8 protein-coding genes and 3 pseudogenes are annotated in these 10,618 nt (G+C 41.1%); 7 read left to right on the top strand and 4 right to left on the bottom strand.

The genetic code is table 11. From position 1 onward, the window contains the following. The first annotated feature begins 3 nt into the window (after window positions 1–3). Window positions 4–2,169, top strand: a complete 2,166-nt coding sequence (glyS, locus tag C3Z13_RS03485; RefSeq protein ID WP_103855007.1) for a glycine--tRNA ligase subunit beta — start codon at window positions 4–6, stop codon at window positions 2,167–2,169. Window positions 2,170–2,288: 119 nt separating this feature from the next. Here glyS and C3Z13_RS03480 read toward each other — a convergent pair whose 3' ends face one another. Beyond that, window positions 2,289–2,717 (bottom strand): RrF2 family transcriptional regulator, encoded by a 429-nt coding sequence (locus tag C3Z13_RS03480; RefSeq protein ID WP_103855006.1) that lies wholly within the window; start codon window positions 2,715–2,717, stop codon window positions 2,289–2,291. A 125-nt stretch (window positions 2,718–2,842) separates the two neighbouring features. Here C3Z13_RS03480 and C3Z13_RS11855 point away from each other — a divergent pair, with 125 nt between their 5' ends. Both C3Z13_RS11855 and C3Z13_RS03475 read left to right on the top strand, forming a co-directional pair. Further along, the gene (locus C3Z13_RS11855) at window positions 2,843–3,016 is read left to right on the top strand and encodes a globin family protein (protein ID WP_219827879.1); all 174 of its coding nucleotides are present in this window, start codon (window positions 2,843–2,845) and stop codon (window positions 3,014–3,016) included. Continuing rightward, entirely contained in the window at window positions 2,968–4,041 is a 1,074-nt protein-coding gene (locus C3Z13_RS03475) for a globin domain-containing protein (protein WP_219827878.1), read from the top strand. The genes C3Z13_RS11855 and C3Z13_RS03475 overlap by 49 nt, the downstream gene beginning before the upstream one ends. 248 nt (window positions 4,042–4,289) lie before the next feature. Here C3Z13_RS03475 and cysS read toward each other — a convergent pair. After that, window positions 4,290–5,665: pseudogene (gene cysS, locus C3Z13_RS03470) on the bottom strand (cysteine--tRNA ligase). A 104-nt stretch (window positions 5,666–5,769) separates the two neighbouring features. Here cysS and C3Z13_RS03465 point away from each other — a divergent pair. From C3Z13_RS03465 to C3Z13_RS03450, 4 genes and pseudogenes are all read left to right on the top strand, one after another. Further along, window positions 5,770–6,280 (top strand): annotated as a pseudogene (locus tag C3Z13_RS03465) (peptidylprolyl isomerase). A gap of 102 nt (window positions 6,281–6,382) precedes the next feature. Beyond that, window positions 6,383–7,000, top strand: coding sequence for an NUDIX hydrolase N-terminal domain-containing protein (locus C3Z13_RS03460; RefSeq protein ID WP_103855005.1), 618 nt, complete (start codon window positions 6,383–6,385; stop codon window positions 6,998–7,000). An 11-nt stretch (window positions 7,001–7,011) separates the two neighbouring features. Next, a pseudogene (locus tag C3Z13_RS03455) lies at window positions 7,012–7,792 on the top strand (TatD family hydrolase). Window positions 7,793–8,257: 465 nt separating this feature from the next. Beyond that, window positions 8,258–8,488, top strand: a complete 231-nt coding sequence (locus C3Z13_RS03450; protein ID WP_103855004.1) for a hypothetical protein — start codon at window positions 8,258–8,260, stop codon at window positions 8,486–8,488. 1,042 nt (window positions 8,489–9,530) lie between these two features. On the opposite strand, the gene C3Z13_RS03445 is transcribed toward C3Z13_RS03450, so the two are convergent. Together C3Z13_RS03445 and C3Z13_RS03440 are read right to left on the bottom strand one after the other, a co-directional pair. Continuing rightward, window positions 9,531–9,959 carry a GNAT family N-acetyltransferase gene (locus tag C3Z13_RS03445; RefSeq protein ID WP_245872528.1) on the bottom strand — a complete coding sequence of 143 codons (429 nt, stop codon included), beginning with the start codon at window positions 9,957–9,959 and terminating at the stop codon, window positions 9,531–9,533. Between the two features lie 152 nt (window positions 9,960–10,111). Next, complete coding sequence (locus C3Z13_RS03440; RefSeq protein ID WP_245872527.1) at window positions 10,112–10,336, bottom strand: type II toxin-antitoxin system TacA family antitoxin; 225 nt, start codon at window positions 10,334–10,336, stop codon at window positions 10,112–10,114. Window positions 10,337–10,618 lie beyond the last annotated feature (282 nt).

Genomic DNA, 10,618 nt, shown 5'->3' with positions numbered 1-10,618 from the left:
AAAATGACAAAAAACTTCCTCGCCGAGATCGGCACTGAAGAGTTGCCACCAAAGGCACTCAAAAAATTAGCAACCGCGTTTGCGGAGAATGTAGAAAATGAATTAAACCAAGCTGGTTTAGCATTTGATAAAGTGGAATGGTTTGCCACTCCACGCCGTTTAGCGGTGAAAGTATTGGGGCTGGCGGAAGCGCAGCCAAGCAAAGAAGTGGAAAAACGTGGGCCTGCGGTTGCGGCAGCGTTTGATGCGGAAGGCAAGCCTACTAAAGCGGCAGAAGGCTGGGCGCGTGGTTGTGGTATTAGCGTGGATCAGGCAGAGCGTTTAGTTACCGATAAAGGCGAATGGCTGGTGCATCGTGCGGTGATTGAAGGGCAGCCGACCAAAAATCTTCTGCTTGGCATTATCAGCAATGCCCTGGCGAAATTGCCAATTCCAAAAACAATGCGTTGGGGCGATAAAAGCGAGCAATTTGTGCGCCCTGTACATACCGTAACCCTATTATTTGGTGATGAGCTGATCGAGGGTGAAATTCTTGGTGTAGCCAGTGGTAAAACTATTCGCGGACACCGTTTCTTAGGCGAACAACAATTCAGTATTGATAATGCCGATCAATATCCTGAGATTGTGGAGCAAAAAGGCAGCGTGATCGCAGATTTTGAACGCCGTAAAGCGATTATTTTGGAAAATTCTCAACAAAAAGCCACCGCACTTGGTGGTGTGGCGGATATTGAAGAAAGCCTGCTTGATGAAGTTACCGCATTGGTGGAGTTTCCAAATGTGCTAACTACGAAATTTGAAGAGCGTTTCCTTGCCGTGCCAGCAGAAGCCTTGGTTTACACAATGAAAGGCGATCAAAAATATTTCCCAATTTACGATAAAACGGAAATTATTACCGCACTTTTTTTCGTATCCAATATTAATCCGCAAGATCCAACGGCGATTATTGAAGGAAACGAAAAAGTGGTACGTCCACGCTTAACGGACGCGGAGTTCTTCTTCAAAACCGATTTAAAACAGCGTTTGGAAGACAATCTACCACGTTTGAAAACCGTCTTGTTCCAACAACAGCTTGGTACCTTGTTTGATAAAACGGAACGCATTGAAAAGCTCAGTGGCGAAATTGCGGCACAAATTGGGGCGGACGTGGCGAAAGCAGAGCGTGCAGGCTTGTTATCAAAATGTGATTTAATGACCAATATGGTGTTTGAGTTTACCGATACGCAAGGCGTAATGGGAATGCACTATGCCCGCCACGACGGTGAAGATGAAGAAGTGGCGGTGGCGTTAAATGAACAATATATGCCGCGTTTCGCTGGTGATGAACTTCCACATTCTCTTGTGGCTTGTGCAGTGGCATTGGCGGATAAATTAGACACCTTGACAGGGATTTTTGGCATTGGCCAGCACCCGAAAGGAGATAAAGATCCGTTCGCCTTACGCCGTGCCGCATTGGGCGTGTTGCGTATCATCGTAGAGAAAAAATTACCATTAGATATTCAAGATTTGGTAGATAAATCTGTACAAATTTATATTGACCAGAGAGATAATTATTTTAAAGATGAGTTAAAGCTTCACAAAGATAATGAAAATGATTTAATTATTTTGAAAGAACAGCAAAATAAATTACTAGCAATGGGATTCCCTTTTAGTAACAAAAACGTTGTCAAAGATGTAGTGGACTTTATGCTTGGTCGCTTCCGTGCGTGGTATCAAGAAGAAGGTATTGCGGTAGATGTCATTCAAGCGGTGCTGGCTCGCCGTCCTACTCGTCCAGCTGATTTTGATGCGCGTGTGCGTGCGGTGGCACATTTCCGTACCCTTGATGCAGCAGAAGCCTTAGCCGCTGCGAATAAGCGTGTGAGCAATATTTTAGCCAAAGCAGAAGGCGAGATTGGCGAGATCCATTTAGATCGTTGTGTCGAGCCTGAAGAAAAAGCCTTGGCAGAAAGCGTGCTAGCGTTACAAAACGAAGTGCAGCCATTGATTGCCAAAGGCGACTATGTGGCGGTGTTGGATAAACTCGCCAACTTACGTCAACCGGTGGATAATTTCTTTGAGAAAGTGATGGTAAACGCCGAAGATCCACAACTTCGTCAAAATCGTTTAGCCATTCTGAAAACCTTGCAAGGATTGTTCTTACAAGTGGCGGATATTTCCTTATTGCAATAGTTTCTTTTTTTAAGCCTAGCCCCGTTCTGCAAAGTGCGGGGCTTTTTTTGTAAATTTTTCTGAAAAAAGCACCGCACTTTAAATAAGCTATGCATAACATTTTCTATATCTTATTGAAATTACAGATAAGAAATAAAATTAATCCTGTCTTGTGAATGGCTACTAATGACTTTTCGCAATGGGTATTGGTTAAGATTTTGGTAAAACTGCTCGAGAGCATTGTCCAACAAATGCTTTAATTGGCATTGTGGTTGTAATCCACATTTAGGAGAAACGCAGTTTACCAACGGCTCATTGCCTTGAAAGGTGCGTAGCATCTCGCCTAAAGGCAAATCTAATGTGCTTTCCGCCAAACGAATACCGCCGCCTTTGCCACGACTGGTAATCAGCCATTGTTGTTTTGCCATAAAATGGACGATTTTGACCAGATGATTTTGTGAAAGGTGAAGCTGCTTAGCAAGGCTGGCGATTGTATGCGTGCATTCCTGCTGACGCGCAAGATAGATCAGCACACGAAAACCATAATCAGTAAATTTATTAATTTGCATTGCAACTCCTTAGGTGGTGCATTGTAGTCTATTTCACCATATAGCTTATTGATAAATAATCACTTGCCAGCCTAGCATTAAAGATGTATTTTAAATGCATCTTTAATAAACCAAAAGGACTTTCTATGTCATTAACAGCAGATCAAATTGAATTAGTGAAAGCCACAGTGCCAGTGCTACGCGAAAACGGTGTTGCGCTCACTTCTTATTTTTATAACAGAATGCTCACCAATCATCCTGAATTAAACAAGTGTTTAACCTTGGACACCAACGTAGCGGTGCGCAGGCTCGTTCTTTAGCGAATGCGGTATTAGCTTATGCGGAAAATATTGAAAATCCAGCCGTGCTATTGCCAGCAGTTGAATTAATGGCGCATAAACACGTCAGCCTTGATATTCAAGCGCCTGATTATGCCATTGTGGGCAATAACTTACTTCATTCGATTAGTGAAGTATTGCAAATTTCAATGGACGATCCATTAATTGAAGCTTGGACAGCCGCCTACAATCAATTAGCGGATATTTTGATTAGCACAGAAAAAGCCATTTATGACGAACATCAGCAAACTAAAGGGAGCTGGTTAGGCTGGCGTAAATTCAAAATTGCTAAGAAAGTGGAAGAAAGCAGTGAAATTACCTCTTTCTATTTGCAGCCTGTTGATGGCGGCGATTTGCCAACTTACAAAGCAGGGCAATATATCTCGGTGCGTGTTTTCGTTCCAGAATTAGGCTTAAAACAGCCGCGTCAATATACCCTTTCTGATAATCCAAAATCAGACTATTTACGCATTTCAGTAAAACGTGAAGATCCAAAAGGTGAGCTAGCAGGCGGCTGGGTTTCTACCACCTTACACGGATTAAACGAAGGCGATGAAATTGAAGCCACTGCGCCAACGGGCAACTTCTTCTTAATTGATAGCCAAAAACCAAATGTCTTTATCAGTGGTGGCGTGGGCTTAACCCCGATGATTGCAATGCTTAACCAGTTAGTAGAGCAAAATGTACCTTCGCCTGTGAGCTTTATCCACGCTTGTCGTAATGCCGATGTACACGCAATGAAAGCGCACGTTGATGGGGTAAAAGCGCAATATCCAAATGTTAGCAGCTTCACAGTTTATGAAGTGGAAGATGCACAAGCAGACGCAACAGGGCGTTTAAATTTAAGCCAAATTCCAACCGCACTTTTACCGAAAGACGCGGATTACTATCTCTGTGGCCCAATGGCATTTATGCAAGCGCAGTACAAATCTTTAGTAGATTTAGGTGTGCCAGCAGAGCAAATTCATCTTGAGGCATTTAATACAGGTGGCGTTAAGTTGGATTAATGCTTTCGCGCTAATATAAGAAAACAGGGTGGAATGGAATATTCAGCCCTGTTTTAGTGAAACGTTAAGCCTGTTAGGTATGGCTTTAAAAGTTTAACTCCACGAGAGAAAATTCTCACTATATATAGTAAATGCCATTGATAACCCAAATTCAAAATATGAAAGCAAGTTATGGTAAGCAAATTCAATAATGATAGAAGCTTACCACATAATAAATGAAACTACCGTAAGTTGCATTATTATCAAGATTACTTACGCCAAGTCGTACCATTTGGGCCGTCTTCTAACACAATGCCCATTGCGTTGAGTTGATTGCGGGCTTCGTCGGCGGCGGCCCAGTTTTTGGCAGCGCGGGCTTCGTTGCGTTGTTTGATTAAGGCTTCGATTTTTGCCACTTCATCATCGTCAGCACCTGCTTGTAAGAAACTTTCAGGATCTTGTTGTAATAAGCCTAAAATATCGCCTAATTCACGCAAACGTGCAGCAAGTTGATTTGCTTTGGTTTTATCTTCGCCTTTTAATTTATTGATTTCGCGCGCCATTTCAAATAGCACAGAAATGGCATTTGGCGTGTTGAAATCATCGTCCATTGCTTCTTTAAATTGGGCGACAAATTCTTCACCGCCTTGTGGAGCGACTGTGGCATCGGTGTCGCGTAATGCGGTATATAAACGCTCTAATGCGCCTTGCGCAAGGTTAAGGTTTTCTTCGCTGTAATTAAGCTGGCTGCGGTAATGGGCAGTGAGTAAGAAATAACGCACCACTTCGCCGTTATAATGATTTAACACATCGCGAATGGTGAAGAAATTGCCGAGAGATTTCGACATTTTTCTTTATCCACCATAATCATTCCCGAGTGAATCCAATAATTGACATATTCGCCATCGTGCGCGCAGCAGGATTGAGCAATTTCGTTTTCGTGATGTGGGAACATTAAATCGGAGCCACCACCGTGAATATCAAAATGATCGCCTAGCTGTTTGCTGTTCATTGCGGAACATTCAATATGCCAGCCCGGACGGCCTTTACCCCAAGGGGAATCCCAGCTTGGTTCATTCGGTTTAGACATTTTCCATAGCACGAAATCCATCGGGTTTTTCTTGATTTCTGAAATCTCAATTCGTGCGCCAGCTTGCAGTTGGCTGAGATCTTGACGCGATAATTTGCCATATTGCGGAAAACTTTCAATATCAAACATCACATCACCATTTTCTGCCACATAAGCGTGTCCACGTTGAATTAATTTCTCAACAATATCAATGATTTCTGGAATATGGTGGGTGGCACGAGGCTCAACATCTGGGCGAAGAATATTTAACGCATCAAAATCGCGGTACATTTCAATAACCATTCGATCCACCAGTTGATCGCAGGTTTCTTTGTTTTCTAAGGCGCGTTTAATGATTTTGTCGTCCACATCGGTAATGTTGCGCACATAAGTGAGATCGTAACCCAAATAGCGTAAATAACGGGCAATTACGTCAAAACAAACAAAGGTGCGTCCGTGTCCGATATGGCAGAGGTCATACACCGTTACGCCGCACACATACATTCCCACTTTATTCGGGTGAATGGGAGTAAAAACTTCTTTTTCTCGACTTAATGTATTGAAAATTTTTAGCATTTGTTTGTTTCTCTTGAAATTAGACAAAATAATGAGCTGGAATTATACCGCACTTTTGTGAAATAATAACCGCCTTTATCAGTTAGAGGAATACAACGATGACAATGGTTACCTTACACACTAATTTCGGCGACATTAAAATCGCATTAAACAGCGAAAAAGCACCGATCACCGCAGAAAACTTTCTAAATTACTGCAAAAACGGCTTTTATGATAACACAATTTTCCACCGTGTTATTGATGGTTTTATGATCCAAGGTGGTGGAATGGAAGCGGGTATGCGTGAAAAAAATTACCAACGCACCAATCAAAAATGAAGCCAACAATCGCCTAAGTAACAAACGTGGCACAATTGCAATGGCACGCACGAGCGATCCACATTCTGCAACGGCGCAATTCTTTATTAACGTGGCAGACAACACGTTCTTGGATTATCGTTCAAAAGAAATGTTCGGCAAAGAAGTGGTACAAGATTGGGGCTATGCCGTGTTCGGTGAAGTGATTGAAGGAATGGATGTGGTGGATAAAATCAAAGGCGTGAAAACAGGCAACAAAGGTTTCCACCAAGACGTGCCAGTGGACGACGTGGTGATCCAGTCTGTTACCGTAGAATAAAATTAATGAAATATTGATGAATAAAGGAGGCTTGCCTCCTTTTAAAATAGTTAAAATTTCCACCGCTCTTTTTTTACCGCACTTGGCGCTAAGGAGATCACAATGCAAAATGAAAAATGGTTGCAATGGATAATCGAATTGCAAGGCTTGGCACAAGCGGGCTTGTTTTATTCTAAGAATAAATTTGATTTGGAGCGTTTTCAGCGTATCAGAGAAATCAGCGCCGAAATGTTGCAAGCTCAATCGGATTTGCCTTTAGCGCACATAACACAGTTATTTTGCAACGAAACGGGCTATCAAACGCCAAAAATTGATACCAGAGCGGCAATTTTTCAAGATGATCAAATTTTGCTCGTGCAAGAAGAAAATGGCTTATGGGCATTACCCGGTGGCTGGTGTGATGTGATTGCCACGGTAAAAGAAAATGTGGTGAAAGAAGTCAAGGAAGAAGCTGGGTTAGATGCCGTCGCCGAATTTGTTATCGCCTTGCAAGATCACGCGAAAAATAATCCACCAGCTCTTGCGCATAATGTGTGCAAAGTGTTTATTTACTGCCGCGCCACAGGGGGAGAATTTATGCCAAACAGCGAAACCTTAGCCAGTGGCTATTTTTCCTTACACGACTTACCGCCTTTGGCGACAGGCAAAACCACTGAAGCACAAATAAAAATGTGTTTTCAGGCACACCAAGCCGAGCATTGGCAGACCATTTTTGATTAACAGGAATTCCCGTGCCATTTTTTGATACTCACACTCACCTCGATTATTTACTCGCGACAACCCAACAGCCGTTGGCAGAACTGATGGAAGAGAGCCAACAAGCTGGCGTTGAGAAAATACTCGTGGTGGCAGTGCAAGCAGAAGATTTTAAAAATATTGAAAAAATCACCGCACCAGCAGCTTTACTATGGTTTGGGCTTGCACCCGTTGTATATTAAGCAGCATCGAGTGGCGGATTTAGACTTATTGGCACAACGCTTTGCTAATCGCCCGAAAAATCTCACTGCTGTGGCTGAAATTGGCTTAGAAAAAGGTGTGCCAGAACTATTAACCCCTGAATTATGGCAAAAGCAATGCGAATTTTTTGAGGCGCAACTGAGCCTAGCCAAAGCCAATCAACTACCTGTTAATCTACATTCGCGCAAATCCCACGAAGATCTTTATCGCTTCTTAAAAACCGCACAACTTAGCGTTACCGGCGTGGTACACGGCTTTTCAGGCAGCTATGAACAAGCCAAACGCTTTGTCGATTTAGGCTATAAAATCGGTGTAGGCGGCGTCATCACCTACGCCCGCGCCAACAAAACCCGCGAAACCATCAAACGCCTGCCGCTAGACAGTTTATTACTCGAAACCGACAGCCCCGATATGTCCGTATTCGGCTTCCAAGGCCAACCCAACCGCCCAATGCGCGTGCGAGAAACATTCAAGGTGTTATGTGAATTAAGGTCGGAAAGTCCAGATGAGATTGAAGCACGGATTTGGGAGAATAGTGTTGGGTTATTTGGATGATTGTTGTTTTTCGTTGGGATTGATGACGAGGTTTCGCTCGTTGAGCGACTTCCTTTCTTTTGCTTACCCAAAAGAGAGTAAGCAAAGAAAAGAACCCCGATCATCGTCAAATTTCTCTTACTTCCAGACTGCGTTATTTTGTCTTGCCGTACTGGAGTACTGTCTTCGACAAAATTCCTTGTCTGTAAGTGAGAAATTTGACGAACTCACTTTTCCTCATTCCAATAAAATTTTCTTAACGAAAAATCAGCCTGATGTTCACGTTGCTCTCGCTCGGCGTGATTTTTCTAAAAATTTTATTTCCATTCGGGCGGTTTGAACGAGGAATAGATTGGTTAAATTTTAAAGTGCGGTGGGTATTTTTGAATGTTTAAAAGAGACGAAGTGTCTTTAAAAACAATCTCCCATCTTTACTAAAGAGGGAGATTGGTAGTACAACCTAATAACATCGTTACCTTTTAGGATATGCCAGCGCCAAACACAACGTGGAACGCAAATTTCAAAGGGCAATTCCTGTTAGGTAATAAAAAATGGTGTTATTCCTTAACCATCAGTGATAACTTCAGCCGCTTTTTACTCCTTTATGAAGGCTTGCCTAATACTAAATCAGCAACTGTAATAAGGTTATTTGAACAACTTATTGATGAAAACAGCTTAACGCATGCTATCCGTTTGGATATCCTTGACATCAACTAAACGACTAAATATTCAATTCAAAACGGTAATTGAATAAATTTGTTCTTAATGGTAAGAACGATTTCATTTAGCAATGGGCTTTCTCTGTAAAAAACGTTGTGATAAAGAGCAATTCATAGTTCAAGATGCTTCATTAACATTTTATTAACCGTTTTATATTCCGTATGTGTATTTTATCATTTATCAGAAAATAACAAATTCATAATGTTTGATTTTTTTACTCTTATTATAGAAACGTGGTACTAGAGCACGCCCACGTTAATAAATACATAGCTCAACAGAAGAAATCTTGCTTAATTACAAGTTTTTTGCTTTATAGTATGTGTGGGTAGAGTGGGCTTCAGCCCACCGTTCAACACAATTTATCCTTTCGGTAGGCTAAAGCCCCCCTACTTAACGGCTTTGTTAAAAAATCAACGCATATTATTGAAAACGATATATGGGCGGACACATCGGTCCGCCCCTACCTAAAAATAAACAATTCACCAACAAAAAAAATCGCAAAATATAGAGCAATAAACATATCCCACCTTAACCCCACGCTAGAATATAGAATATAAAAATGTAGGGGCTGATCTATGTGTCAGCCCGTTTGATGTTGCGTTGTCTTAGTTAATGTAGGAAAAACCAAGTGCGGTGTTTTTTTGGTAAGTTTTTGTAATCCATTAAAAATCAATTCATATGATTTCGAGCGGACACATCGGTCCGCCCCCACCTAAAAATAGACAATTTACCAACAAAAACAAAATCGCAAAATATAGAGCAATAAACATATTCTACCTAACACCACTCTAGAATAGAGAACACAAAAATGTAGGGACTGACCTATGTGTCAGCCCGTTTGATGTTGCGGTGTCTTATTTTATGTAGGAAAGGTTTAAGTGCGGTGTTTTTTGGTAAGTTTTTGTAATCCATTAAAAATCAATTCATATGATTTCGAGCGGACACATCGGTTCACCCCTACCTGTGAGATAACATAATAAACACTTATTTGGATCTTATAATGCAAATGAAAATCCCCGCTTACAGAGGGGACTTTCATCTATTTTATGATTTTTGTTAGCGGATAAAATAATTTTCTATGTTTTGCCTCCAACTCTTTAAATTCAATAAAACCTAATCGTTCATAAAATGAAACCGCATTGTCATCTTTTTCTTCAACAACCAAAATTGCAGCGCCTATATTGGTATTTTTTATCTTGTAGATCGCATCAACAACCAAGAATTTACCATATCCTTGCTTTTGAAAACGATCATCAATGGCTAGCCGCCCAATTAATACACTTGGGATATTAGGGTATGGGATCCCCTTATTTACTCTTTCTTGTGGTATATCTGAAACGGACACGGATAATGCTGACAACGTGTAATATCCAATAATCTCAGCTTGTTTGTGGTCTATAAGTACAAAACATTTTGCCAGCCCCTTTTTTACATCTTGAGAAGCATACTGGCGAAAGTATTTTTCCAATTCTTTATTGGAACAAGAAACGTATTTCGCTTAATCTCTAAATTTTCTAAGGGGAGTACAGTTAAATTTTTAAATTTTCCTTGAATCATCGCACCTCCTTGTTGGCGGATAAATATTCTTCATACACATCAAGAGCATTTTTCATTGACTGATTAAGGTTCAAATGGTTTGCTTAAACTTTCGATGAGCAAAGCCTGATCATTTAATGTCAAACGTAGCTCCTGATGTTCTGCAATGGTTTTTTTGGCTTCTTCATAAGCAACGCTCACAACGAAGTCCGTTAATGTTCGCCCCGAAATTGCAGCGGCTTGCTTAAGTATTCGATATATATCTAAATTTACTTTAGCCTCCAATCTTGCTTTTGTTGTTGCTGTCATAGTCTTTTTCCTTTGTCGTTAGTTAATCTAGATGAAATTATACGGCTATTGGACGTACAAACAACAATATTCCGCCATAGAATTTTCCTTTCCTAAAAATAGAATAACCCCTCTTTGTAGTAAAGAGGGGGTTAGGAAAAGCCAAGTGCGGTGTATTTTGAGAAAGCTTTTGTAATCCATTAAAAATCAATTCATAGGATTTCGGGCGGTACACATCGGTCCGCCCCTACCTGAAAATAGACAATTCACCGACAAAAAATAAAACTCGCGAAAATATAGAGC

Origin of the sequence: Avibacterium endocarditidis, from assembly GCF_002921145.1 — a bacterium.
In the GTDB taxonomy this organism is placed as follows: Bacteria; Pseudomonadota; Gammaproteobacteria; order Enterobacterales; family Pasteurellaceae; genus Avibacterium; species Avibacterium endocarditidis.
This window is presented reverse-complemented; position numbering and strand designations above follow the sequence as displayed.

What these genes read in the sequence shown, in the direction of transcription:
- C3Z13_RS03480 (WP_103855006.1), bottom strand. Translation starts at nt 2,717, where the DNA reads ATGCAAATTAATAAATTTACTGATTATGGTTTTCGTGTGCTGATCTAT.
- C3Z13_RS03440 (WP_245872527.1), bottom strand. Translation starts at nt 10,336, where the DNA reads ATGACAGCAACAACAAAAGCAAGATTGGAGGCTAAAGTAAATTTAGAT.
- glyS (WP_103855007.1), top strand. Translation starts at nt 4, where the DNA reads ATGACAAAAAACTTCCTCGCCGAGATCGGCACTGAAGAGTTGCCACCA.
- C3Z13_RS03460 (WP_103855005.1), top strand. Translation starts at nt 6,383, where the DNA reads ATGCAAAATGAAAAATGGTTGCAATGGATAATCGAATTGCAAGGCTTG.
- C3Z13_RS11855 (WP_219827879.1), top strand. Translation starts at nt 2,843, where the DNA reads ATGTCATTAACAGCAGATCAAATTGAATTAGTGAAAGCCACAGTGCCA.
- C3Z13_RS03450 (WP_103855004.1), top strand. Translation starts at nt 8,258, where the DNA reads ATGCCAGCGCCAAACACAACGTGGAACGCAAATTTCAAAGGGCAATTC.